At 27.4% G+C, this 24,530-nt stretch carries 28 protein-coding genes; 2 read left to right on the plus strand and 26 right to left on the minus strand.

Features of this window, described 5'->3' with window-relative positions; genetic code table 11:
* Positions 1-201 precede the first annotated feature (201 nt).
* Positions 202-1,239, minus strand: coding sequence for a D-alanyl-D-alanine carboxypeptidase family protein (locus KQI16_RS03945; protein WP_216432403.1), 1,038 nt, complete (start codon positions 1,237-1,239; stop codon positions 202-204).
* 121 nt (positions 1,240-1,360) lie between these two features.
* On the opposite strand from KQI16_RS03945, the gene KQI16_RS03950 reads away from it, so the two are divergent.
* Both KQI16_RS03950 and ytfJ read left to right on the plus strand, forming a co-directional pair.
* Positions 1,361-1,921, plus strand: coding sequence for a DUF2953 domain-containing protein (locus KQI16_RS03950; RefSeq protein ID WP_216432404.1), 561 nt, complete (start codon positions 1,361-1,363; stop codon positions 1,919-1,921).
* A complete protein-coding gene (gene ytfJ, locus KQI16_RS03955) occupies positions 1,914-2,396 on the plus strand; it encodes a GerW family sporulation protein (protein ID WP_216432407.1) in 483 nt (160 codons plus the stop codon). Before KQI16_RS03950 ends, ytfJ begins: the two co-directional genes overlap by 8 nt.
* A 43-nt stretch (positions 2,397-2,439) precedes the next feature.
* Here the strand turns inward: ytfJ and scpB are convergent, their stop codons facing one another.
* From scpB to spoIIIAC, 25 genes are all read right to left on the minus strand, one after another.
* Positions 2,440-3,045 carry an SMC-Scp complex subunit ScpB gene (gene scpB / locus KQI16_RS03960; protein WP_216432408.1) on the minus strand — a complete coding sequence of 202 codons (606 nt, stop codon included), beginning with the start codon at positions 3,043-3,045 and terminating at the stop codon, positions 2,440-2,442.
* Positions 3,038-3,793 carry a segregation/condensation protein A gene (locus tag KQI16_RS03965; RefSeq protein ID WP_216432410.1) on the minus strand — a complete coding sequence of 252 codons (756 nt, stop codon included), beginning with the start codon at positions 3,791-3,793 and terminating at the stop codon, positions 3,038-3,040. Before KQI16_RS03965 ends, scpB begins: the two co-directional genes overlap by 8 nt.
* A gap of 98 nt (positions 3,794-3,891) precedes the next feature.
* Positions 3,892-4,998, minus strand: coding sequence for a D-alanyl-D-alanine carboxypeptidase family protein (locus KQI16_RS03970; RefSeq protein WP_286172869.1), 1,107 nt, complete (start codon positions 4,996-4,998; stop codon positions 3,892-3,894).
* 234 nt (positions 4,999-5,232) lie between these two features.
* A complete protein-coding gene (locus KQI16_RS03975) occupies positions 5,233-6,537 on the minus strand; it encodes a pyrimidine-nucleoside phosphorylase (RefSeq protein ID WP_216432412.1) in 1,305 nt (434 codons plus the stop codon).
* A 147-nt stretch (positions 6,538-6,684) separates the two neighbouring features.
* Positions 6,685-7,563: a tyrosine-type recombinase/integrase gene (locus tag KQI16_RS03980; protein WP_216432413.1), complete on the minus strand. Its 879-nt coding sequence runs from the start codon at positions 7,561-7,563 to the stop codon at positions 6,685-6,687.
* Positions 7,564-7,633: 70 nt separating this feature from the next.
* On the minus strand, positions 7,634-8,266 hold the full coding sequence (spoIIM, locus tag KQI16_RS03985) for a stage II sporulation protein M (RefSeq protein WP_216432414.1): 633 nt from the start codon (positions 8,264-8,266) through the stop codon (positions 7,634-7,636).
* Between the two features lie 338 nt (positions 8,267-8,604).
* Positions 8,605-9,411: a sporulation transcription factor Spo0A gene (gene spo0A, locus KQI16_RS03990; RefSeq protein ID WP_216432415.1), complete on the minus strand. Its 807-nt coding sequence runs from the start codon at positions 9,409-9,411 to the stop codon at positions 8,605-8,607.
* Positions 9,412-9,672: 261 nt separating this feature from the next.
* Complete coding sequence (gene spoIVB / locus KQI16_RS03995) at positions 9,673-10,866, minus strand: SpoIVB peptidase (protein WP_216432416.1); 1,194 nt, start codon at positions 10,864-10,866, stop codon at positions 9,673-9,675.
* 155 nt (positions 10,867-11,021) lie between these two features.
* Complete coding sequence (gene recN, locus KQI16_RS04000; protein ID WP_216432417.1) at positions 11,022-12,719, minus strand: DNA repair protein RecN; 1,698 nt, start codon at positions 12,717-12,719, stop codon at positions 11,022-11,024.
* Positions 12,720-12,731: 12 nt separating this feature from the next.
* A complete protein-coding gene (locus KQI16_RS04005; protein ID WP_216432418.1) occupies positions 12,732-13,181 on the minus strand; it encodes an arginine repressor in 450 nt (149 codons plus the stop codon).
* Positions 13,182-14,033 carry an NAD(+)/NADH kinase gene (locus KQI16_RS04010; RefSeq protein WP_216432419.1) on the minus strand — a complete coding sequence of 284 codons (852 nt, stop codon included), beginning with the start codon at positions 14,031-14,033 and terminating at the stop codon, positions 13,182-13,184.
* Between the two features lie 78 nt (positions 14,034-14,111).
* Positions 14,112-14,915, minus strand: a complete 804-nt coding sequence (locus KQI16_RS04015; protein WP_216432420.1) for a TlyA family RNA methyltransferase — start codon at positions 14,913-14,915, stop codon at positions 14,112-14,114.
* Positions 14,916-14,931: 16 nt separating this feature from the next.
* The gene (gene dxs, locus KQI16_RS04020) at positions 14,932-16,785 is read right to left on the minus strand and encodes a 1-deoxy-D-xylulose-5-phosphate synthase (RefSeq protein ID WP_216432421.1); all 1,854 of its coding nucleotides are present in this window, start codon (positions 16,783-16,785) and stop codon (positions 14,932-14,934) included.
* Positions 16,786-16,803: 18 nt separating this feature from the next.
* Positions 16,804-17,676, minus strand: coding sequence for a polyprenyl synthetase family protein (locus KQI16_RS04025; RefSeq protein ID WP_216432422.1), 873 nt, complete (start codon positions 17,674-17,676; stop codon positions 16,804-16,806).
* Positions 17,663-17,881, minus strand: coding sequence for an exodeoxyribonuclease VII small subunit (gene xseB, locus KQI16_RS04030; protein WP_216432423.1), 219 nt, complete (start codon positions 17,879-17,881; stop codon positions 17,663-17,665). Before xseB ends, KQI16_RS04025 begins: the two co-directional genes overlap by 14 nt.
* Positions 17,882-17,896: 15 nt before the next feature.
* Positions 17,897-19,096 (minus strand): exodeoxyribonuclease VII large subunit, encoded by a 1,200-nt coding sequence (gene xseA, locus KQI16_RS04035; RefSeq protein WP_216432424.1) that lies wholly within the window; start codon positions 19,094-19,096, stop codon positions 17,897-17,899.
* Positions 19,059-19,934: a bifunctional 5,10-methylenetetrahydrofolate dehydrogenase/5,10-methenyltetrahydrofolate cyclohydrolase gene (locus tag KQI16_RS04040; RefSeq protein WP_216432425.1), complete on the minus strand. Its 876-nt coding sequence runs from the start codon at positions 19,932-19,934 to the stop codon at positions 19,059-19,061. The genes xseA and KQI16_RS04040 overlap by 38 nt, the downstream gene beginning before the upstream one ends.
* Positions 19,935-19,955: 21 nt before the next feature.
* The gene (nusB, locus tag KQI16_RS04045; RefSeq protein ID WP_216432426.1) at positions 19,956-20,366 is read right to left on the minus strand and encodes a transcription antitermination factor NusB; all 411 of its coding nucleotides are present in this window, start codon (positions 20,364-20,366) and stop codon (positions 19,956-19,958) included.
* Positions 20,367-20,484: 118 nt separating this feature from the next.
* Complete coding sequence (locus tag KQI16_RS04050; RefSeq protein WP_216432427.1) at positions 20,485-20,868, minus strand: Asp23/Gls24 family envelope stress response protein; 384 nt, start codon at positions 20,866-20,868, stop codon at positions 20,485-20,487.
* A 78-nt stretch (positions 20,869-20,946) separates the two neighbouring features.
* Positions 20,947-21,471: a SpoIIIAH-like family protein gene (locus KQI16_RS04055; RefSeq protein WP_216432428.1), complete on the minus strand. Its 525-nt coding sequence runs from the start codon at positions 21,469-21,471 to the stop codon at positions 20,947-20,949.
* Between the two features lie 39 nt (positions 21,472-21,510).
* Complete coding sequence (spoIIIAG, locus tag KQI16_RS04060; RefSeq protein ID WP_216432429.1) at positions 21,511-22,116, minus strand: stage III sporulation protein AG; 606 nt, start codon at positions 22,114-22,116, stop codon at positions 21,511-21,513.
* Between the two features lie 10 nt (positions 22,117-22,126).
* Positions 22,127-22,708: a stage III sporulation protein AF gene (gene spoIIIAF / locus KQI16_RS04065; RefSeq protein ID WP_216432430.1), complete on the minus strand. Its 582-nt coding sequence runs from the start codon at positions 22,706-22,708 to the stop codon at positions 22,127-22,129.
* 6 nt (positions 22,709-22,714) lie between these two features.
* Entirely contained in the window at positions 22,715-23,923 is a 1,209-nt protein-coding gene (spoIIIAE, locus tag KQI16_RS04070; protein WP_216432431.1) for a stage III sporulation protein AE, read from the minus strand.
* A gap of 8 nt (positions 23,924-23,931) precedes the next feature.
* Positions 23,932-24,315 (minus strand): stage III sporulation protein AD, encoded by a 384-nt coding sequence (gene spoIIIAD, locus KQI16_RS04075; RefSeq protein WP_216432432.1) that lies wholly within the window; start codon positions 24,313-24,315, stop codon positions 23,932-23,934.
* Between the two features lie 8 nt (positions 24,316-24,323).
* A complete protein-coding gene (spoIIIAC, locus tag KQI16_RS04080) occupies positions 24,324-24,521 on the minus strand; it encodes a stage III sporulation protein AC (protein ID WP_216432433.1) in 198 nt (65 codons plus the stop codon).
* Positions 24,522-24,530: the final 9 nt, after the last annotated feature.

Here is a 24,530-nt window from a genome sequence, read left to right on the forward strand (position 1 = left end):
CCATTTTTTGTTTAAAACAAGCTTTCTAAATCAATTTTTTTAAATTTTAAAGAAAAACTGAACAATATTGTGTAATTATACATGTAGCTACGCTATTTTTTCATATTTACTTTACACAATCAATTTTTATACAATAATAGAGTATTTTCTACAGCATGATTTTGTTACATTATTATCTGCTTAAAAAAAAGCAAAAGATAGTTAAATATCTTCTGCATATTCTAATATATTTTCTCTATCAGCTTCTTCTTTATAAATGTTATCAACCTCTATTACATTAATGTTTATTTCTTTATATCCATAAGTTATATCTTTATCTTCGATTACTTTTCCTAAACCTGCAATTCCTTCTCTTTCAATAATATTTGAATTAGCTGTATCTTCAAAGTTATAATTTTCTTTAATATAATTATATATTTTTTCTGTTTCATTCCATCTATTTGGACAATTTAATACAACAATAATTATATTTCTATCATTGTGCCTAATGGAAGATACTAAACACTTTCCTGCCCCTCCTGTATAGCCTGTTTTTACACCGTTTGCTGTAGGTATTCTATATAAAATCTTGTTAATATTTTGATAATCTCTTGTAAAATTATATTTTTCTTTACTTATTGATTTTTCACCAACTATTTCTCTGAAAACCTCATATTCCATTCCCTTAGCTGTTAATAATGCTAAATCATAGGCTGAGGAATAATGTTTTGGACTATCTAATCCATGAGGAGATTCAAAATGGGAATCTAAAACTCCAAGGCTTTTTGCATAATCATTCATAATATTTGAAAAAGCTTCTACAGAACCAGCAATCCCTTCTGCAATTGCAATTGCCGCATCGTTTCCTGACCTAAACATAAGACCAAACAGTAATTCTCTTATAGTTATTTCTTCTCCCGCTTTATAACCAACTACAGAGCCTCTAATTGATGCTGCATTTTTACTAATCACTACTTTTTCATCTAAGTTTCCATAATTTATTGCTACAATTGCTGTTAAAATCTTTGTTGTACTTGCCATTGGAACAATTTCATAACCATTTTGATTCCATAGTACTTCTTTTGTTTTTGAATCAAAAGCTATTGCATTTCTAGCAGAAACCCTTAAAGGCTTTGCTCTATTTAAAATATCATTACTATAAGCATTTTCTTTTGCTAAAGGTTTAATTGTATATATATTAAAGAGTAATGGCAATAATATGAATATTAAAAGAAAAATAACTTTTTTTAATTTTTTCATTATAATATCACCTTCTACATTAATTTCTATGACTAGTTTATTCATAATGTAATTTTTTAAACATTTTTATTATTAACTCAAACTTTTTAATAATATTCATAAATTTATGAAAGGAAGTCTTATGAAAATTGTCTATATTTTTATACTTATAATTATATTTTTATTTTTACCAATTCCTTTAAAAATATATATAGCTTTTGAAAATAATGAATTAATTATTAAATTATATAATAAAAAAATATACCCTTTACCTAGCAATGCCAAGAAAAAACCTTTAGTTCAAAGCAAGAAAAAAAGAAATAGAATTATTAAATTTTATAAAAATAAAAAATTATCTCCTAAAAAATTTTTGAGAGAAATGAAAAATAGCAGGTTTAAACCTTCTATAAATTTTGAAGGTTCTTTATCCTTTGGCTTAGAAGATGCAGCTCTTTGTGCAATTTTATATGGTATTTTTTGCAATATTCCATATATTTTAAAAATTATTTTAAGTAAGTTTCTTAATTTAAAATTATTTAATATATCAATTGAACCTAAATTTAACACAAAAACCTTGTTTTTTAATATAAGAAGTATATTTTATCTAAGTTTAGCAAATATTATATATATATTATTTTTAATGCTAAAAAGTTTTGAAATTATAGAGGGAACTCTTAAAAAGGAGGAAAAAATACATGGGTAATGAACAACATCCAATTGAGAATTTAATGAGAAGTACAATGGAAAACTTAAAAGAAATGATTGATGTTAATACCGTAATAGGCGACAGCATAGAAACAAGTGATGGAACATGCATAGTTCCAATATCAAAAGTATCCTTTGGCTTTGCATCTGGTGGTTCTGAATTTGGCCCCCCAATAAAAAATGAACCAACAAGAGATATTAAACATCCCTTCGGAGGGGGTTCCGGTGTAGGAGTAACTGTTAAGCCAGTAGCTTTCTTAATTGTTAGAAAGGATACTGTTAGACTTCTTAATGTTGATCATGAACATCCTTACGATAAAGTCTTAGATTCAATACCTCAAATTTTAGATAATATAAAGGGAATGTTTAACTTAGACAAGAAAAAGCAAGAAAAAGATCCTGAAGAAAATACTTCATCCAATAATATAACAAACATTGATGAAAGCGATTCTTCTTCCAATAATTTATATTAATCATAAGGAAAATTATTTAATAAATAATAAGAAGGCTAGTCTTTTAGCCTTCTTCTATTTCCTTAACAATTTCACTATTACTTAATTCTTCTTCAAAACTTTCTAAGTCTGGAAGATCTTTTAATTCCTTTAAGCCAAATTGTCTTAAAAATTCTTCTGTTGTTCCATATAATATCGGTCTTCCTGGTACATCTAATCTTCCAACTTCTTTTATCAAGTCTTTTTCTATTAATCTCTGTATTGCACTTTCAGATTTAACTCCTCGAATTTCATCTATATCAATTCTTGTTATTGGCTGCTTATAAGCTATTATTGCTAAACTTTCTAATGATGCTTGAGATAGGGATTGTCTTTTATTTTTCTTTAATAGATTTTGAATATAATCACTATTTTTTTCCTTTGTAACAAGTTGAAATTCACCATTTATTTGTATTATTTTTATTCCTCTATTTTCATCTTCTTCATAGTCATGAATCATTTCTTCTAAAACTTCCTTTAAATACTTATTAGGCATTTCTAGAGCGTTGCTTAAATCCTTTAATGATAATGGTTCTCCGCTAACAAATAGCAGAGATTCTATAACAGACTTTGCTATAGGTTTTAATGAAAGCTCTTCGAACTCAAATTGTTTTCCTTCTATATTATTCAACTTCCCTTCTCCCTTCAATTAAAATATCTCCAAAAATCCTATCTTGATAAGCTTTTACTCTTCTCATTTTTATTAGCTCTAATAAAGCTAAAAAGGTTACTACTGTTTCAATTTTACAACTAGATAATTCCACTAAACTTTTAAATCTAACTATCTTTTCCTTCAAAACTTTACTAATTAAATCTTCCATTTTATCTTCAATTTTAAACTTGTCCAAATATATTCTTTCTTCAATTTCTTCTATGCTGTTATTATTATTTTGCTTATTTAAGAAATTTTCTAGCAGCGTATTATATATGTTGTATAAATCAAATAATGTAAGATTTTTAAATAAATCTTCTTCCTTTTTTTCGAATTTATTTTCTTTTATTAACTCTGGTTTTTTAGTATATACTTCCCCAGTATTAAGATATTTGTCTTTTAAAAATAAAGCAGCATTTTTAAATTTCTTATATTCTATTAATTTTTCAACTAGATTCTTTTCTAAATCTTCTTCAGCCTTATCCTCTTCCTTAAACACTGGTAGTAGTTTTCTAGATTTTATTTCAATTAAGCTGGCTGCTACAACGATAAATTCTGAAGTAATTTCTAAATCCATTGTTTTCATTTCATCTAAATATTGAATATATTGATTTGTAATCTTATTTATTTCAATATTATAAATATCCATTTCATGTTTTTTAATTAGATGTAATAACAAATCAAAAGGTCCCTCAAAATTTGCTATTTTTATTTTTGGCATTTCCAATGTAATCATCATCCTTTAACATTTTCTATGAATATATTATCAATTTTTTTATTAAAGGACAATAGTTTTAAAAAGAGGCTGCATTAAACAGCCTCCAATTAAATACCCTTTCTAAACATATTCTTCATATTAAATTTAAAGTTTTCTAGGAATCCGCCAACCTTAATATCTCTATCTGAATAAAGTTCAACTTCTCCAATTTTATCTTCTCCTAGATATACTTCACATTTACCTATGATTTCTCCAGCTTTATATTCTTTCTTAGGTTCATTTAAGATTATCTTTTGTTCAATCTCTTTATCTGTACCCTTAGGTACTATAGCTATAAGGTCATCCTTAGCTTTTGCAACTATAAACTTATCTGTCTGCTTATTTAGATATACTGTATCTACATCTTGATCTTTAGTAAACAGCTTTTTACCTTCAAATTTAGAGAAGCCATAGTTCATTAACATACTTGCATCTCTGTTTCTAACTTTATATGTTGGAGCCCCCATAATTACTGCTAACATTCTTACTCCATTTCTTGTTGCTGTAGCTGAAATACAATATTTAGCTTCCTGAGTATAACCAGTTTTTAATCCGTCACAACCTTCAAAAAATCTAACTAATTTATTATGATTGACTAGTTCTATAGGTGTCCTTCTTCCTTCTGATATTGTTTCCATATATGTACCAGTGTACTTTAATACTGCAGGATGCTTTAATAGTTCAGTTGACATTATTGCAATATCTCTAGCTGTAGAAAGATGCCCTTCTGCAGGAAGACCATTACAATTTTTAAAAGTAGTATTTTTCATTCCTAACTCTTGAGCTCTTTTATTCATCATTTCTACAAAAGCTTCTTCTGTACCGGCTAAATATTCTGCTAAAGCTACTGATGCATCATTACCAGATGCAATGGCAACACCCTTTAATAATTCTTCAACTGTTCTAATTTCACCTGTATCCAAAAGCATAGTACTGCCCCCCATTTTTTTTGCATTTTCACTACAGGTTACTTTATCTTGTAAAGATATTTTTCCGCTATCTATGGCTTCCATAGTTAAAAGCATAGTCATAATCTTCGTAACTGAAGCCGGTGCAAATTTTTCATCTATATTTTTTTCATAAATTATTTTTCCTGTTACTGGCTCCATCAACAAAGCTGATTTTGCATCAACATTTATTCCTCCCTCTGTTGATGCTTTCTCATTTGTTAGCATATAAGAATAATCAACAATATCTTCGTAAAAATCATTGCTAGGATCAGTTATTGCTTTTGCAGGGATTGTATTTACAATATTAATAGCTAAAACCATTATTATAATTTTCTTTATTAGATTTTTATTCATTTTTTACTTCCTCCTTTCAAGCTTATTATTACCAAAAAAAATAAAAATATGATATAGTATTTTCATACTACATCATATTTTTATCCTATTAACTAATATTAAACATTACTTAACTATATCATAAATTAATGGAGTTTCCTTTTCTAAACTATCTGAAATTATTATATTATTTAATAATTCATTTTTAGCTTCTTCTATATTATTCTCATCATTACTATGAATATATGCTAATACATCACCTTTTTTAACTTTGTCTCCTCTTTTCTTATTGAATACAATTCCAACTGCCAAATCAATATTGCTTTCTTTTGTTTCTCTTCCTGCACCAATCTTCATAGCAATAATTCCAACCTGCTCAGCATGAATTTTGGAAATTACTCCATCTTTTAAAGCTCTTACCTCAACTATATGTTTAGCCTTAGGAAATTTATCTAAGTCATCAATATAGGATGCATCTCCTCCCTGTGCCATAACAAATTCCTTTAATTTTGCAAGACCTTTTCCATTCTTTATGTTTTCTTCTAGTAAAGCTTTTCCTTCTTCAAAGCTGCTTACTTTGTTAGCGCAAACTAACATATTACTTCCTAATGTTAAAGTTAATTCTAATAAATCCTTAGGTCCATTTCCTTTTAAAAGTTCTATCGCCTCTTTAACTTCTAGAGCATTTCCAACAGCATAACCTAAAGGTTGATCCATATCAGAAATTACTGCTATTGTCTTTCTTCCAAGGGAATTTCCTATATCAACCATTTCCCTAGCCAATTCTTTTGCTGCTTCAGGAGTTTTCATAAAAGCTCCTTCTCCAACTTTTACGTCTAATACTATGGCATCAGCCCCAGAGGCAATTTTCTTACTCATAATACTAGATGCTATTAATGAAACATTTTCCACTGTAGCAGTAACATCCCTTAGAGCATATAATTTTTTATCGGCAGGTACTAAATTAGCACTTTGACCTACTATACAAACTCCAACTTCATTTGAATTCTTAATAAACTCTTCTTCTGTTAGTTCTACTGAAAATCCCTTAAAGGATTCTAATTTATCAATTGTTCCACCAGTGTGACCAAGACCTCTTCCAGACATCTTAGCAACTGGAACTCCCAAAGACGCAACTAAAGGTGTTAAACAGATACTTGTCTTATCACCAACTCCACCAGTTGAATGTTTGTCTACTTTAATTCCCTTTATAGATGATAAATCTATTTTATCTCCTGAATTTACCATTGCCATAGTAAGATTCTTTGTTTCTTCCTTTGACATTTTATTAAAAAAGATAGCCATTAACAATGCAGATGCTTGATAATCTGGAATTTCTCCATTAGTATACCCATTTACAAAATACTCAATTTCCTCCTTAGTTAATTCAATACCCTTTCTTTTTTTTAATATGATGTCATACATTCTCATAAATTTTTCCTCCTAATTTATTTTTCACTAGTTTTTATATATAAATTTTATTTTTTGTAATCTAATTTAGCATCTTATTTGGTATTTCTTTTTCTTAATTTTAGATTTAAATTTTATTATATCAGCTTATTTTAGTTACAAATATTATTATGCTCTAGGATGGGAGTTTTTATATACTATGTTTATTTTATCATTATTTATTATTTCATAATAAGTATCCATATAGGTTAATACCTGATTACCAAGTAACTTTTGTACAGCTCTAACATTAGCACCATTTTGCAATAAATGTACTGCAAAAGAGTGTCTGAAGGTATTTAAATTTACTTCCTTTTTTATTCCCGCTTTATGGGCATATTCTTTTACAATTCTCCAAACTCCTTGTCTTGTTAAGCGATTACCATTTAAATTAACAAAGAGATTGTCCACACCTGCCGAAGCAATTTGTTCCCTAATTTTTAAATATTCCTCTAAAGCTCTTACTGCACTTCTTCCTATAGGGATTAACCTTTCATAGTTTTTATTATCATAGCATTTTACAAAACTCAATTCCAAATTTACATGATCAACTTTTATTCCTATAATTTCTGAAACCTTCATTCCAGTAGCATACATAAGTTCAAGTAAAGCATTATCACGTATTCCTTTATTTGAATCTTTATCGATTACTTTTATAATTTTATCTACTTCTTCTACAGTTAAAATAACTGGTAGCTTTTTTGATGTTGATGTATTTTTATAATATATCTTAGGTATTTCATCTACTACTTCTTGATCTTTTAAATAATTATAAAAGCTTCTCAAGCTTATTACTATTCTGTTTATTGATCTTTCTGATTTTCCTTGTCCTAATAAATATTGAATATATGATGAGATTGATACATTATCGGTTTCATTTATATTTAAATTCTTACTACTTAAATATTTAACATATAAGTTCACATCAGTTACATAAGCATATACTGTATTCTCACTTTTATGACTTTTAAGTAAAGCTTCCTTGTAATCATTCACAATTTCTTTCATAATTCTCCCCTATCCTAACATATTATTTATTCGACAAAAAACTTATCAATCCTTCTTTATCTTCATTAGATTAGGTTAATTTATAAACTTTTGTTAAGATAAATTTTATCAAGCCTGGACTCATGTAACACTCAATTAATACTCCTATTGAAAAGAGAATTAAAAAAAATCCATATTTCATCGTTAAAGACTCTAGTCTTATTTTAGTTCCTTGTCCACTAAAAAATTTTAACTTAAACTTTAAAGAAGATAATTCCAAAGAAATTATACTTATTCCAATGAAAAATGGGATATAAAAAATATTTTGTGGAACAGTTGAAACTAAAGCTATCCATAATCCTTTTCCATCAAAGGTCGTTAATAGAAAGCTAAAGGTATATCCTAGAGTAAAACCTTTGATTAAATCAATAATTAAAATAATTGGTGCACCAAACTTAGTAAATCCTAAGGCTATAATAAGTAAAATAATTATAATGTTATTTTTAATAATACTTATTAAAAGTTCCTTATTTTCTACCTGCTGAAAATTTAAGCTTTTAATAAATTCAGTAAAATATTTAGATAAACTATCTGCATCTACTCCATCCATATATTTTATGGTATATGAGCCCAGTAATATGCCTACAAAGAAGAATGAAACAACTAGTAAATAGAAAATTTTATTATCCCTGAAGTTTGAATTAATTTTTCTTATGATGTCCATATTATTCCTCCTTAAAACAGCTATAAAACATAATATGATTAAACTTTACTTATTATTCATAATTGAATATATGTAAAACTTTTTATTTATAACATAAAAACTGTTCCATAATTAATACTATGAAACAGTTTCTTTGTTTATTAACTAATTTATAAATTTTTTAATTATAATTTTTAATTGAATACTATTATTTTTCCTACACCTTTACTTTAATAAACTGATAAATTACTTATTAGAATAAATTGCAATAAAATATAAAAACACTTTCATTTACTCATTGCAAATGAAAGTGTTATAATAATTTATTCACTTTAATTTTCAAAAATTTAAGGAATACTTTAAGATACCTTATTTCTTAATCTTAATTTATCAGCAATTATAGCTATAAATTCAGAATTTGTAGGCTTACCTTTTTCATTATGGATTGTATATCCAAATAACTTATTAATTGCATCAACTTGTCCTCTGCCCCATGCAACTTCAATAGCATGCCTTATGGCCCTTTCTACCCTAGAAGCAGTTGTATTATATTTTTTAGCAATTGATGGATAAAGTTCCTTTGTTACTGCTGATAAAAGCTCCATATCATTTACTACCATAGTTATTGCTTCTCTCAAATACATATATCCCTTAATATGTGCAGGAACTCCTATTTCATGGATTATACTAGTTATTTCAGATTCAAGATCCATTTCACCTTTGCTTTGTGTTTTTACTGTATTATCAATAACTGTTGTAGGCTTTTTAACTATTTCATCTGTACTTCCATTAAACATTTCCCTTATTCTCTTTGTGAATATATCCATATCAAATGGTTTTACTACATAATAATCAGCCCCTAATGTAATAGCCTTTTGTGTAATTTTATCTTGTCCAACAGCAGATAATACAATTATTCTTGGAATTTTATCAAGATTCATTGAATTTAATCTTTCTAAGACTCCAAGTCCATCTAAATGTGGCATTATAATATCTAAAATAACTAAATCAGGCTTTCTCTCTTGAATTAACTCTAATGCCTCTCTTCCATCTTTAGCTACTCCTGTAACTACAATATCTTTTTGGTTCAATAAATAGTCATTTAAAATACTGCAAAATTCTTTATTGTCGTCAGCTATTAAAACTGAAATTTTTGAGTCTTTCATACTTCTCTCCCCCATATTTCCAAAATAATTCCTAAGATTATGTTATTTGATATTTATTTATTTTTTAAAATTCATCTATTAATATTATTAATATAGATAAATCTTTAAAAAACAATGTTTTCATTAACAATTTACCATAATTATAGCATAAATAATTTTATATTAACAGCTCCTTTTTACAATTTTTTCTAAATTTTTTTGTATAATTTGTAAGATATTTTTTTATTTAATTAAATTAATAAATTAAGAGCCTATTGGCTCCTAATTTATTATTCCTGCATCTTTTAACATCCATTCTATATATATTCCATATCCTACATCTGGCTTATTAATAAGGACATGAGTTACTGCTCCAATTATCTTATTATCTTGTATAATAGGACTTCCACTCATCCCTTGAACTATTCCTCCTGTTTTTTCAAGAAGCTCTTCATCTGTTACTTTTATTAACATGCTTTTTGGACCTGGCTCATCCTGTGGTAATAATTTAATAATTTCTATATCATAATATTTTGGTCCATTTTCATCTATCGTAGTAATAATTTGAGCTTTTCCTTCTTTTATTTCATTTCTGAAGGCAACTTTCATTGGTTTATTGGTAATTTTACTTGTAATATTTTTATTAGCAACTCCAAAAATCCCTGATTCAGTATTTTTCTTAATAATTGCAATTCCTTCTTTTTCATTTAAAAATAATCCCTTTAATTCACCAGGCATTCCCTTTTCACCTTTTTTAACACTTATAACTGAGGAGTCTAGAAGATTACCATCTTTTATTATAAATGGTTCATTTGTATCTCCATCTGTTATTGGGTGACCTAAAGCTCCAAATATTTTACTTTCTTTGTGATAAAAAGTTAATGTTCCAATACCAGCTGTTGAATCTCTTACCCATAATCCAAGTCTATATCCATCTTCTTCCTTTTCTAAATTTATTTCCTTACTCTCTGAAACATCATTTCTTATATATTGCAATATAATCTTTGAATCCTTAAGTTCATTTATTTTTCTTAATAAATCCTTCGAATTTTCTATCTCTTCTCCATTAATTTTAGTTATAACATCTCCAAGCTGAATACCTGATCTTTTAGCTGGACTTTCTACTTGACCTCTTTCACAATTAACATCAGAGTATCCAACTACTAAAACCCCTTTAGTTGATAATTTTATTCCTACTGTATTTCCACCTGGATAAAGTTCTATATCTCCTATCTTAGATAATTTTACTGATTTTAATGGTATTAAACCTAATAACTTTATTTCAATCTTATCTTTATCTACTTCATAATTTTTAATTAGAAAATTCGAAGATATATTATTCATATTTGAAGCTTCAACAGAATTAGATACATAAATTGTCTCTGGTATTTTACTTAAACTCAGGAAGGTAATTATACTTAGGATCAATATTAGAGCGCTAGCTATATATGTAATTTTTACCTTAGATTTTCTCATTCTATCTCCTCCTCGTTATAATTAACTTTCCCTGAATATTTAAGATTATGCTGTAAGTCTTTGCTAGTAATTTTTTATGATTATAAAAAAATAAAATCATAGCGTTTTGCTATGATTTTATTTTTTGCAAAATTATATATTTTTATGTATTTAATTTATATGGCTTTCAAGATTTCTTCCTTTTTTAATGTTGCAAGTTTTACCATTTCTGAAGCACTTTCTATAGTTAGGTTACTTATTTCGTCTCCACTAGTCATCTTGGCGATTTCATTTATTTTCTCTTCTTTAGTTAATATCTTTATTTGAGTAAATGTCTTATTATTTTCAATCTTTTTTGAAACAAAGTAATGAGAATCAGACAAAGCTGCAATCTGTGGAAGATGCGTAATGCATAATACTTGATGCTTTGTTGCAACTTGATACATTTTTTCACCAACTCTTTTTGCAATGGAACCGCTAATACCAGTATCAATTTCATCAAATATTAATGTTGGAATTTTATCTTTGTCAATAAATACACATTTTAAAGCCAACATTATTCTTGATAATTCTCCTCCTGATACGACCTTTTCTAACGATTTAAGTGGCTCTCCAGGATTTGTTGATATCATAAAAGAAACTTCATCAAAACCTCTTTCATTAAAATCTTCCTTTTGTTCTATTAAAATCTTTATATCAGTCTTATCCATTCCTATATAAGATAATTCATATTTTATTTTTTCTTCCAAAAGCAAAGCATTTTCCACTCTTACATCATGTATTTTTGAAGCTAATTCTTTCATTTTTTCTTCTATTTTATTTTTTTGAATTTCTAACTTTTTAATTACTTCTTCCGAATTAATAAGCTCATCATATTGAAGCTTTAATTTGTTTAAATACTTTAATATATCTTCAATAGATTCTCCATATTTTTTCTTATATAAACTGATTTCATATATTCTAGAATTTACTTTTTCTAATTCAAATTCATCATAATATATTTCTGATGAAATATCCCTTATATCTCTCGAAATCTCTTCTAATAGATATAAAATTTCCTCAAGTCGATCTTTTTTTTCCTTTATCTTTTCTAAATGTTTCTCAACAGAAGAAAGCTCATATATTACTTTGGAAATTCCTTCAATTACAGACATTCCTTCATTATAATTATCTAAAATAGAATAGGATTTATTTAATGCTAAAGAGATTTTTTCAGCATTATTTAAAATATTAAATTCTTCATTTAACTGTTCTTCTTCACCAAGTTTCAGATTTGCCTTTTCAATATCTTCAATTTGAAATTTTAAATAATCTATTAATTTTTCCCTATCTGTATTACCATTAAGGGATTTAATTTTATTAACTATTTCATTGTGTTCATTTCTTAATAGTTCAAAATCATTTAAATATTTATTAACATTGTCTCCTATAAAATCATCTAAATAATATATATGAGAAGATCTATCTAATAAATTTTGATTTTGATGCTGTCCATGAATATCTAAAAGCTTTTCTCTTAGCTTTCTTATAAAAGATAATACAACAGACTTTCCATTAACCTTTACAATACTTTTACCATTAAGAGTTGTCTCTCTAGATATTATTAATAAATCATCTTCTTCGCTTTCTAATTCTTTCAATAAATTTGATATTTCTTGATTTTCTATTGTAAAAATTGCTTCAACATAAGTTTTATTTTCACCATATCTTATTAAATCCTTTGAAAATTTTCCTCCTAATACATAATCAATAGTGTCTATTAATATTGATTTTCCTGCACCAGTTTCTCCTGATAAGATGTTAAAGCCTTTCCCAAATTCTACTGATAACTCTTGAATCAATGCAAAGTTCTTTATATTCAATTGCAATAACATATTATATCACCTTTACAAAATCATTTTTCTAACATCTTCTACTAATTCAACAGCCTTCTCAATTGTTCTTACTAATATAAAAATTGTATTATCTCCAGCTATTGTACCAGCAACTTCCTTATCAAACAGCTTATCAATAGCTTCTGCAACAGCCATTGCTGATCCTGTAAGGGTCTTTACTACAACAATTTTATCTACATTCTCAACAGAAACTGCAGCATTAATTAAAATACTTTCTAATTTATCATTTATATCTTTTTCTTCTTTTGTAGGTTCAACATATTTATATCGTCCATTAATGCCTTGTACTTTTAATAATTTTAAAATCTTTATGTCTCTTGAAACTGTAGCTTGAGTAACATCAAAGCCAGCTTTTTTTAGTTCTTCAGCTAATTCTTCCTGAGTTTCTATGTCCTTTCTATTTATTATTTCTAATATTTTTTCATGTCTTTTTGATTTCATTTAATCACCTTCGTACTCTCTACAATTATTTAAAATCTTTGATCTTAGTATTTTATAATAATCGTAATCATCAAACAATATAATATTTGCATATTCATCAGCTTTTTTAACTCTTACAAGAATATTATCAGTTAATTTTATTGCTTTTTGACCATCAAAATTTACAAAGGCCTCTCCCTTGCCATTTTCTGCTTTTATCTCTATCACACTATGACTATTTAAGACAATAGGATGAATGCCTTGTGTATGAGGACAAATCGGAGTTAATATTATTACATCTAAATCAGGATAAATAAATGGTCCACCTGCTGCAAAGGAATATGCTGTAGAACCAGTTGGGGTAGATATTATAAGACCATCCCCCTTAAAATTACAGTATCTTTTTCCATCGATAAATATTTCAAAATTTATCATTCTTGATAAAGTTTCTCTCAAAATAACAATATCATTTAAAGCTAAGGATTTATCCTTTTCATTTTCAAGAGGAAAATCACAAGTTAAAAGCATCCTTTCCTCAGAAATATAATCGCCATTTTTAATTTTTTCAAAAGCTTTACCAATTTCTGATATTTCTATACTCGTAAGAAAGCCTAAATTTCCTATGTTTATTCCTAATATAGGAACCTTAATCTTGCCATTTATTCCCCTTGCAACACTTAATATGGTACCATCTCCACCCAATACTATTATTAAATCCAAAGGGCTTGCAAAACTGTAATCATCTATTTCATAGCTATTTAATAAAATAATTTCTGCCTCATTAAAATATTCCTTGATCTTTTCTAGTACTTTCCCTATAAATTTATTATCTTTATCTTTGGAAGGATTTCTAGCAATAGCAATTCTCTTCATAACCTCATTCCCTTGCATTTATTATATTCTTATATATCTTTATAAGACTTCAGTTAAACCTGAAGCCTTATAATTAAATTATAGTATTTTATGAGATTCATTTATGACCTTTTCGATATCCTCAAACTTAAAATTACTTTCCTTATTTATATCCTTTGAAAAGTAAACTAAATACTCAATATTTCCTTCAGGCCCCTTTATTGGTGAATAAGATAAATTTATTATCTTTAAATTGTTCTCTAGTAAAAATTCTACTATATTTTGAACTACTTCTCTATGTATATTAATGTCTCTTACAACACCCTTTTTGCCTACTTTTCCCCTGCCTGCTTCAAATTGGGGCTTTATTAAAGCAACCACTTCACCATTGTCCTTCAATAAATTTAATGTTGCAGGCATTATAGTTCTTAAAGATATAAAGGATACATCAATTGATGCAAAATCTGAAGGTTCTTTTGTGTCTTCCAAAGTTACATATCTTATATTAGTTCGCTCCATACAAACTACTCTTTCATCTGTTCTTAACTTCCATGCAAATTGTCCATATCCAACATCTATAGCAAATACTTTTTTAGCTCCATTTTGAAGCATGCAATCTGTAAAACCTCCAGTAGAAGCACCGATATCGAGACACACCTTATCTTTTAAATTGATGCCAAACTCATTAATTGCTTTTTCAAGCTTTAATCCACCTCTACTTACATAGGCAATGGGATTACCTTTAAAAACTATATCTGCTTCAGCATCTATTTTGGTTCCCACCTTATCTACCCTTATACCATCAACAAATACTTTTCCTTCCATTATTGCCGCTTTAGCTCTTTCCCTTGATTGAAATATTCCTTTTTCAACTAGTAATACATCTAATCTCTCTTTTCTCACAGATTTTTTATCTCCTTTATTTAAATTCTAATATTTGCTTAGCAATACCTTCTGGATCTAATTGATTTTCTTTATATAGGATATCTAAACTTCCCTGAGGTACAAAATTATTAAAGCCTAATAATTTGATTTTCTTATTAAATCCCATTTCATTTAATTTCGTTAATACATAACTTCCAAAACCACCATTTTTAATATTATCCTCCACAGTTATTATATCATAACCATCTTTAACCAATTTTTTTAACATTCCCTCGTCTAATGGTTTTGCAAAAGTCGCTGAAATTATTTTAGGATTGATATTATGCATTTTTAATATTTCTTTTGCTAAAACTACATGCTGTACCATTTTTCCTACAGCTATTATTGCTAATTTTTCACCATCATCAATTTCTTCCCACTGTCCAAATTTAACTTTTTCAATTGGCTTTATAGGAACAGGAAGATCTCCACCTTTAGGATATCTAATTGCTACAGGCCCATTAAAATCTAAGGACCATTTAAGCATAAGCTTTAATTCATCAAGATGTTTTGGTGCCAATATTGTCATATTGGGCATAATTGATAGATAGGATAAATCAAAAATTCCTTGATGAGTTTCTCCATCTTCTCCAACTATACCTGCCCTATCAATAGCAAAAATTACAGGCAAGTTTTGAATACATACATCATGCACCAATTGATCGAAGCCTCTTTGAAGAAAAGTTGAATATACCGCAAAAACTGGTTTCATTCCTGCACTAGCTAATCCAGCTGCTAATGTAGTTGCATGTGCTTCTGCAATCCCCACATCAAAGAATCTTTTTGGAAACTCTTTCGCAAAATCTGTAAGACCAGTTCCATCAGGCATAGCTGCAGTTATTGCAACAATTTTATCATCTTCTCTTGATAATTCTGAAATAACTTCTCCAAATACTTTAGAGTAATTTCTTTTACTTTTGCTTAAAGCCTCTCCACTTTCTAAATCAAAAGGACTAACCCCATGATATTTATTAGGATTTCTTTCTGCTAATTCATATCCCTTTCCTTTAGATGTTACTACATGGATTATTACTGGTTCATCAATTTCTTTTGCTTTATTAAATACTTTTGACATCATATTAATATCATGCCCATCTATGGGACCAATATATTTTAATCCCATATCTTCAAATAACATCGAAGGAACAAGGAACTGTTTTATACTTCCTTTAAATTTAGAAATATAATTTGCTATTTTTTCTCCTGTTTTATTGGATTTTAAAGTAGCATTTACAGTTGATTTAAATTTATTATATTTAGGTTCTACTCTTAAAGCATTTAAATGATTTGATAAGCCTCCTACATTATGAGCAATTGACATTTGATTATCATTTAATACTACAATTAGCTTTGTTTTATTAAAACCAACATCATTTAAGGCTTCTAATGCCATACCTCCAGTTAAGGCACCATCCCCAATTATTGCAATGATATTATTTTTTTCTTTTTTTATATCCCTTGCTCTTGCCATTCCAAGAGCTGCAGAAATTGAGGTGCTGCTATGACCTGTATCAAAGGTATCATATTTGCTTTCACTTCGCTTAGGAAAGCCGCTTAGACCATTATATTGTCTTAATTTATCAAATTTATCTTTTCTTCCAGTCAATATCTTATGAACATAGCATTGATGACCAACATCCCATACTATTTTATCTTTCTCTAAATCAAAACTATTAAATAAACTTATAGTTAACTCTACTACTCCAAGATTTGAGGCTAAATGCCCTCCAGTTTTAGAAACAGATTCTATTAAAAACTCTCTAATTTCTTCTGCTAAAACTTCTAATTCAACATTGTTTAGTTTTTTTACTTCTTCCGGAGTAATTATTTTATCAAGTATTTTTCCCATATTTTAACCTTTCTTTCTTTAAGACTCTCTATTTAATAAATCTAATGTTATATCCTTTAAATATTTAGTATCTTTTGAAAGGCATTCAAGCAATTTTATACATTCATTTGTTAATCTTTCACATTCTCTTTCACAATGTTCTAAACCAAATAAACTAATAAAGTTTGATTTGTGATTATTTTGATCACTTCCTGTATTTTTACCAAGTTTATTTACATCACCGGTTAGATCTAATATATCATCTTTAATTTGAAAAGCTAATCCTAATTTCTTTCCAAATTCATTAAGTATTTCAATATCTTCCTTTGGAGCATTAGCAATTATTGCTGCAGCTACTACAGAAACCCTTATTAATTCTCCAGTCTTCTTATTATGCATATATAAAAGTTCTTCTTTTGAGATTTTCTTACTTTCATTTATTATGTCAACAACTTGGCCCCCAATCATTCCCTCTGGACCAGACGCTTTTAGAATTTCATTTGAAGCAACTAAGGCGCTTCTATCATGTTCGAGGGAAAAACGTATTAATAAATTTGCTGCTTCATTTAATAATGTATCTCCAGCTAAAACAGCAATATTTTCACCAAACTTCTTATGATTTGTTGGCATGCCCCTTCTTAAATCATCATTATCCATGCAAGGTAAATCATCATGAATCAAAGAATATGTGTGAATCATTTCAATTGCTAAAGCCATATCAATAACTTCACTTATATCATTTTTATATAAGTTATAAGTCAATAAAAATAATAGGGGTCTAATTCTCTTTCCTCCAATATTTAAACTATAGCTTACTGATTCATATATTATTTTATTATAACTTCCCTTATTTTGAAAATATTTTTGCAGCTTCTCGTTAATTTGATTTTTAAACTCCTCATACTTTTTCATTTTCAAACTCCACTTCCATATTATCTTTTATTTTAAGTAGTTTTCCTTCCAGATTATTTAAACTTTTATATAATTTATTAACCAATTTAACTCCCGCTTCATACTCTTTCATTAATTCTTCTAAGGGCAAATCATTATTTTCCATATTATTCAAAATCTCTTGCAGATTTTGAATCATACCTTCATAAGTTTCTTTTTTAGCCATTATATTCTCAACTCCTTAATTTAAGGAAGTAAATTTCCCTTTTATTTCTCCATCTTTAAAAATAATTTTTATTTCCTCTAAATCAATTATTTTATCTCTAGATGAAATTATATTATCATTATTATCCTTAATAATTGTATATCCTTTATTTAAAACATTTATTGGATTATGCGCCTGAAGAATATCACTTAAAGACTTTAATTTCATTTTTTCTTTTTCCAACTTGTTTTCTATTATTTTATTTAGGTCATTCTTGAATCTATCAAGTTCTAAATATGAATTTGAAATTATTATTTCTGGATTGTTTAGAGAAAGAAATTTTTTATAATTTAATAGCCTTTCTCTCTCATATGACAACTTTTTATCTATTATTTCATTTAACTTAATCTTATAATTATCTATTTCAGAAAATATATCTTCTTCGAGAGGAACTGCTATTTCTACTGCTTGAGATGGCGTTGATGCCCTTAAATCACTAACAAAATCTGAAATAGTAAAGTCAACTTCATGACCTACAGCAGAAATAATAGGTATTTTAGATTTAAAAATCACTTTTGCAAGATCTTCTTCATTAAAATTCCAAAGATCTTCCATAGAACCTCCACCTCTACCTATAATTATAACATCAACATTCTTATTTTTATTAAAAAACTCAATTCCAGCAATTATAGTTTTATATGCCCCTTCACCTTGAACTTGGGCAGGATATAATAAAATATCAACCAAACTGTTTCTACGTCTTGTTACATTTATTATATCTCTTATTACTGCTCCTGTTTCCGAAGTTACTACCCCTATTCTTTTGGGCATTTTAGGAATTGACTTTTTATGTTCTTGATCAAAATATCCTTCCCTTGCAAGTTTATTCTTTAAATTCTCAAACTTTATATGTAATTCTCCTAAGCCTTCCTTTTGAAGTTTATTTACATAGAGCTGCATCGAACCTAAACCCGGATATAAAGAGCATCTACAGCTTGCTATTACTTCCATTCCCTCTTTTAATATAAAATCAAGCTCTAAGGCATTACTTTTAAACATTACACAGTTTATTTTACTAGTAGAATCTTTTAATGAAAAGTATATATGACCGCTAGAATGATATTTTAGATTAGAAATTTCTCCTTTTACTAAAAGATTATTAAGGATAAAATCATTATCTAATATTCTTTTTATATAATTATTTAACTCCGTTACAGTTAATGTTTTCATTTTCATTTCTTTCTAACGCCTCACATGCATTCTTTATTAATAAGGTAGTCGTTAAGGCACCAACCCCACCCGGAACCTTGGTAATAAGTTTTGAAATTTTACTAACTTCATCAAAGTCAACATCACCAGTTATCTTTCCATTTAAAGAAGAAGTTCCTACATCTATTACAATTGTTCCTTCTTTTACATATTCTTTTGTTAAGAATTTTGGTTTGCCGATGGCAACTATTATAATATCAGCTTTTCTTGTAATTTCTTTAAGATTTTTTGTTTTTGAATGACATATTGTAACTGTTGCATTTTTACTTAACATTAATTGTGCAACAGGCTTACCAACAATATTACTTCTTCCGATAACTGTAACTTTTTTCCCTTCTAAATTAATATCTGACTTTTCTAATAAAGTTAATATAGATTTAGGTGTACAAGGAATTATTTCTCCTTCCCCAGAATACAATTTACCTTGATTAATATAAGTTAAACAATCTATATCCTTTTTAGGGGATATTATATTTATTATTTTTTTTTCATTTAATTTCTTAGGAAGAGGCAATTGTACAATAATACCATCAACTTCATTATCATTATTTAAAGCTTCAATTATATTAATTAGATCTTTTTCTTCTATATCCTCTTCTAAAAGGACTTTTTTAAATTTACATCCTAATGATAAAGCTAATTTTTCTTGGCTGTTTATATAATATACAGACCCTTCATCATTACCAATTAATATTGAAGCAATCATTGGTTCCCTTTTATTATTATCTTTTCTTAATTGTACAAATTTTTTTATTTCTTCTTTTATTTCATTTGCAATTAATTTTCCATCTATTATATTATCCATAAGTCCTCTCCCTTTTGATAATTATTTGTTTTTTAAAGTATTATCTAAAAGACCATTTACAAAGGCTACGCTTTTTTCATCTGAATATTTTTTGGTTAATTCTATTGCTTCATTAATAGATACTTTTTCAGGTATATCATCAAAATAAAGCATCTCGGCTATAGCTATTCTTAATATTGTTAAGTTTACTTTTGATATCCTATCTATTGACCATTTGTTTAAAGATTTTTCTATTCTTGCATCAATTTCCTCTTTATTATCTTCTACCTTTTTCAAAATAGATTTTATGTATTCTGCATCTATTATTTCTAATTTCATTTCGTATTCTTCTATAAAGGTATTAAAAGTTTCCTCTAATGTGTTTTTGTTTATAGTCATACTAAATAATAATTCCATTGCAATTTCTCTGGATCTTTTTCTGTTTTTGTTCATATTATCCTCCTTGGTATCTATATTATTGACTTTATATATTCTTTTAATCAATAAATATACTACACTAAAATTATTTAAATCACAAGAAAAACACCCTCTGAAAAATCAGAGGGTGATATTAGTTTTCCTTTGCTTCTTCTTTTTCAGTTTTAGGTAGGTAAATGTTTTGAACAATTACATTAACAGCTTCTACCTTCAAACCAGTCATAGTTTCAACAGTTTTCTTAACATTTTCTTGAACAGCTCTCACTACTTCTGGTATTTTAATTCCATATTCAACTGATAAGTATAAATCAATTACTGCATTATCTTCATTTAAAGTAACTTTTACATTTTTTCCTAAAGCTTTTTTCCCTTTTAACAGTTGTGATATGTTATTAACACCTTGTTGTAAATCTACAACACCTTTTATTTCTTCTGCAGCTATAGCAGCTATTACGCTAACAACTTCATCAGAAATTTTTACAATTCCCATAGTTTCTTCATTGTTCATTTTTTCCATGTAATTACCTCCTAAGTGTTACTAAACACCATTTTTCTTAGGTATATTATAACAAATCAATAATTATATTACAATGAATTATTTTGCTTCGATTATTACATCACTGATTCCAGATACATTTTCAGCAATTTCTTGAATTGCTATAGTGTCATCTTCTGTTAATTCATCTGCTCTTACTACAATTCTTACTTTATTTCCTTCAATTGAACATAATGCATCTTCAAAGCCTCTATTTTTTACGCTTATTTCAATTTGTCCTTCTTGATTAATTAACATAGTCTTTTCAATTAACTCATTATTTGCTAAATCTTTTTCTTCTTGAGCAGTATTTTCGCTTTCAATAACTTCTTTAAGTTGTTGTATTGTTGCAGAATTCAATTGCTCCTTTTCACTTCTTAAACTATAAAAATAATCTTGTGTTCCTAAAGTTTCTTTATCGTCCTTTTTATCATCCTTTTTATCTTCTAAGTTAGCTTGTGAAATAGCTTGACCTAGATCTGTTGGATCATTTAGGCCTGAAGCATTTAGTTTTGCTGCTAATACTCCTACAAAAGCTATAAGAGCCATTAGCGTAAAAATAATACCAAATTGTTTTTTTGTCATTTTTAATTCCCCCCATCTATTTTACAATAAAATTATATGCTAATCTTTCATAGGATATACATTCACTTTATCTATTGAAATATCATATAGGCTTGAAACTGCTACTTGAATATCATATTTCACCTTACTGCTCGACGCACCTTCAGCTACAATAACAACTCCTGATATTTCAGGCTTGTTAACTTGTAGAATATATGGTTCAGTAGTACTTCCATTTCCAGCCATTACAACCTTTGTACCATCTGTTTGCTGATTGTTGGTTCTCTTTCCACCTTGACTATCACTTTCTTCTGTAAATGATTGTGTGGTTGTATCTTCAGTTGCTGGCACTTTTACTTCTCCACTTTTAAAATAAATCATTACTTCAACTTCTCCAACTCCCTTAATTTTACGTAAAAGGTTTTTCAACTCATTTTTCTGCTGTTCCTCATAATTTTTGAATATATCATTACCTTCATTACTGATAATATCTATTGTTTCTTCACCACTTACACTAACAGACTTTTCGCTTTTCTTTCTTGTAGTATTTAGGAAGCTAATTGCAAGTAATAAAAAGGCTAAAATCAATGCTATACAAACTACATTTAAAAACTTCTTATCATTAACAATTTTTGTTAATTCCTTTTTAAAATCTTTATTCCCCATTCTTTCACTCCTATCCATTGATTTTATATATCTCTATTTTATCTTTTGTTACAGCAAAAGTTTCCATTAAGTAACTTACTATTTCATCCTTGTTTTCTATATTTTCATTATTTCTATTTTCATCTTTAGTATTTATTATTACTTTTTGTATTTTTGAAGTTCCCCTATCTTTAACTCCTACTTTAATTTTTTCTATGGAATATTCTATATTTTCAGTATTAATATTACACTCTATATTACTATCAAAATCTTGATGATCAAATTTTTCCTTTAGCAATCTATTACAGTTTCTTTCTAAATTTTTTTTGAATATTTCTAAAGTAGAACTACTATATTTTTTATTGTTACTTACCTCAATACTTTTACCATCCTCCTTCTCTAATTCAAAATATTCCGCAATATTACTTACTATTACATTTTCTTTATTAGAAAATATATCTATTATTGGTGAAAGCATTACAGCAATTAATATTAATCCTAATATAAATCTCAAATATTTTTTCATACTATTGTCTGGAGCTATTAACTCTATAGCTGAAATTAAAATTATCATCGTCGCAAGGGTAATTACATATTCCATGATTAGATCCATAATTCTTTAGCCTCCTACTACAAATTTTCCAGCCGATGCGATTATCCCTATAATTACAAAAAACATTAAACTTACACAAAGTACACAGGATATTAATAAAGTTACAGAATCTGAGGCAGCTGCGATGGAACTCGTAATTCTCTTATCTGCTATTGGTTCAATTACAGATGCTGAAAGCTTATATATTATTGAAATCAATATTAATTTTATTATTGGATATAACATCATAAGTACTATTATTAATAATCCAAAGGCACTTACAGCATTTTTTATTATTAATGCATATCCTGCTACTGAAGATATTGCGTCTGAAAAAGCCTTACCAACTATCGGAATAAAATTATCTACTGCAAATTTAGTAGTTTTTAAAGTTACTGCATCTATTGTAGAAGAAGTTATTCCTCTCACAGTTAAAAATCCAATATAAGTAACTAAAATAATCCCCTGAAACCAAACCGTTATTTGCTTAGTAAGTTTACATAAATTACTTATTTTATATTCAGTTGATATATTATTTATAAATTGAAGCACAAAAGATACTAATATCAATGGAATTATTATTGTTTTATATATTCTTGGAATTATTATTGTTGTTGCCAGTACTATAGGATCTAAAGTCGCAGCCTGAGCAAAACCTCCAATTGTACTTATCATCATAACTAAAACAGGTAATATGGCTACCATAAAATCGGATAATTTATTTATTAAATCAATTGCTATATTTATTGAAACCATAAAAGATTTAGTAAGCAAAATTATTAATATACAGTAACAAGCAAAAAATGCTATATTGCTTATGCTGTCATTTGAAAAAGCAGCTTGTAAATTTTTAATTAAAGAGCATATAATAGCAATTGCTATAATGCTTATACATAAGGTTAAGGAAGTTTTTACCTCTTTAAAAAGAAAATTAATAATTGAATTTAAAATAGTTTTAAACGATAGATTACCCTCGCCATTTTCTATATAGCTTTTTATATATTGAACAGGATCTAATTCATTCAAAATTTCAACATCTAATTTCATATTATTTATATAATTATATAGTGACTCTAACTGATTCTTAATTTCCACCTCATCAATTTTTTCATTTAATGCTAAATTATTATTTTTATCATCTGCATAAGTTATATTTCTTGGAAAAAATATCAAAGAGAAAAATATACCTAAAAGAATAACAATTATTTTATTTTTAAATATAGCCCTATTTTTCATTTCATCACCTATAATATTTGAAGTATGGAATCAAGGACAGCCATAAGTATTGGAATTGCTAATGCTAATATTAGAATTTTAGCTGAAAATTCCACTTTACTTCCTATACTAGATGCACCCGCATCTCTACATATTTCACTACAAAAGGTTGCTAAATAAGCTATAGCTAGTATTTTTACAACAACTCCTATATAAACAAGATCTATATTTGTTTTACTTGTTATATCCTTTATAAAGTTAATTATTTCACCTAATTCTCCAATTACTGATAAAAATAATATTACTCCTGCAGCGGCAGAAATTAATACTGCTATATCACTTCTTCTATCTTTAAAAATCAAATAAAGGAATAACGCTGAAAGTGCAAAAGCTACTATTTGAATGATTTCCATAACATCACCTAAAACATAAACATGGTTCTTACAGCACTAAATAAGTCACTGATAAGACCAATTAATGTTATTAGTATTATCACTATTCCTGCAATATTTGTTATTACAGCAATATCATCTTTGCCACTAACCTTTAATATCTTATCTATTACAATAATCAGCACTCCCATTGCACCTAATTTAAAAATTAAACTTACATCTAGCATAAATTTCCC

Source organism: Caproiciproducens sp. MSJ-32, assembly GCF_018918055.1.
In the GTDB taxonomy this organism is placed as follows: Bacteria; Bacillota; Clostridia; order Clostridiales; family Clostridiaceae; genus Clostridium.

Bases quoted from the DNA above. Each gene is read 5' to 3' on its own strand.
- dxs (WP_216432421.1), bottom strand. From the start codon at position 16,785: ATGGGAAAAATACTTGATAAAATAATTACTCCGGAAGAAGTAAAAAAA.
- spoIIIAF (WP_216432430.1), bottom strand. From the start codon at position 22,708: ATGGATCTAATCATGGAATATGTAATTACCCTTGCGACGATGATAATT.
- KQI16_RS04010 (WP_216432419.1), bottom strand. From the start codon at position 14,033: ATGAAGAGAATTGCTATTGCTAGAAATCCTTCCAAAGATAAAGATAAT.
- KQI16_RS04040 (WP_216432425.1), bottom strand. From the start codon at position 19,934: ATGGATAATATAATAGATGGAAAATTAATTGCAAATGAAATAAAAGAA.
- KQI16_RS04025 (WP_216432422.1), bottom strand. From the start codon at position 17,676: ATGAAAAAGTATGAGGAGTTTAAAAATCAAATTAACGAGAAGCTGCAA.
- spoIIIAD (WP_216432432.1), bottom strand. From the start codon at position 24,315: ATGGAAATCATTCAAATAGTAGCTTTTGCACTTTCAGCGTTATTCCTT.
- xseB (WP_216432423.1), bottom strand. From the start codon at position 17,881: ATGGCTAAAAAAGAAACTTATGAAGGTATGATTCAAAATCTGCAAGAG.
- spoIVB (WP_216432416.1), bottom strand. From the start codon at position 10,866: ATGAGAAAATCTAAGGTAAAAATTACATATATAGCTAGCGCTCTAATA.
- KQI16_RS03980 (WP_216432413.1), bottom strand. From the start codon at position 7,563: ATGAAAGAAATTGTGAATGATTACAAGGAAGCTTTACTTAAAAGTCAT.
- KQI16_RS03970 (WP_286172869.1), bottom strand. From the start codon at position 4,998: ATGCTAACAAATGAGAAAGCATCAACAGAGGGAGGAATAAATGTTGAT.
- recN (WP_216432417.1), bottom strand. From the start codon at position 12,719: ATGTTATTGCAATTGAATATAAAGAACTTTGCATTGATTCAAGAGTTA.
- KQI16_RS03950 (WP_216432404.1), top strand. From the start codon at position 1,361: ATGAAAATTGTCTATATTTTTATACTTATAATTATATTTTTATTTTTA.
- KQI16_RS03945 (WP_216432403.1), bottom strand. From the start codon at position 1,239: ATGAAAAAATTAAAAAAAGTTATTTTTCTTTTAATATTCATATTATTG.
- nusB (WP_216432426.1), bottom strand. From the start codon at position 20,366: ATGAACAAAAACAGAAAAAGATCCAGAGAAATTGCAATGGAATTATTA.
- xseA (WP_216432424.1), bottom strand. From the start codon at position 19,096: ATGAAAATGAAAACATTAACTGTAACGGAGTTAAATAATTATATAAAA.
- spoIIIAE (WP_216432431.1), bottom strand. From the start codon at position 23,923: ATGAAAAATAGGGCTATATTTAAAAATAAAATAATTGTTATTCTTTTA.
- KQI16_RS04050 (WP_216432427.1), bottom strand. From the start codon at position 20,868: ATGGAAAAAATGAACAATGAAGAAACTATGGGAATTGTAAAAATTTCT.
- spoIIM (WP_216432414.1), bottom strand. From the start codon at position 8,266: ATGGACATCATAAGAAAAATTAATTCAAACTTCAGGGATAATAAAATT.
- KQI16_RS04055 (WP_216432428.1), bottom strand. From the start codon at position 21,471: ATGACAAAAAAACAATTTGGTATTATTTTTACGCTAATGGCTCTTATA.
- KQI16_RS04005 (WP_216432418.1), bottom strand. From the start codon at position 13,181: ATGAAATCAAAAAGACATGAAAAAATATTAGAAATAATAAATAGAAAG.
- spoIIIAG (WP_216432429.1), bottom strand. From the start codon at position 22,116: ATGGGGAATAAAGATTTTAAAAAGGAATTAACAAAAATTGTTAATGAT.
- spoIIIAC (WP_216432433.1), bottom strand. From the start codon at position 24,521: ATGCTAGATGTAAGTTTAATTTTTAAATTAGGTGCAATGGGAGTGCTG.
- ytfJ (WP_216432407.1), top strand. From the start codon at position 1,914: ATGGGTAATGAACAACATCCAATTGAGAATTTAATGAGAAGTACAATG.
- KQI16_RS03975 (WP_216432412.1), bottom strand. From the start codon at position 6,537: ATGAGAATGTATGACATCATATTAAAAAAAAGAAAGGGTATTGAATTA.
- spo0A (WP_216432415.1), bottom strand. From the start codon at position 9,411: ATGAAAGACTCAAAAATTTCAGTTTTAATAGCTGACGACAATAAAGAA.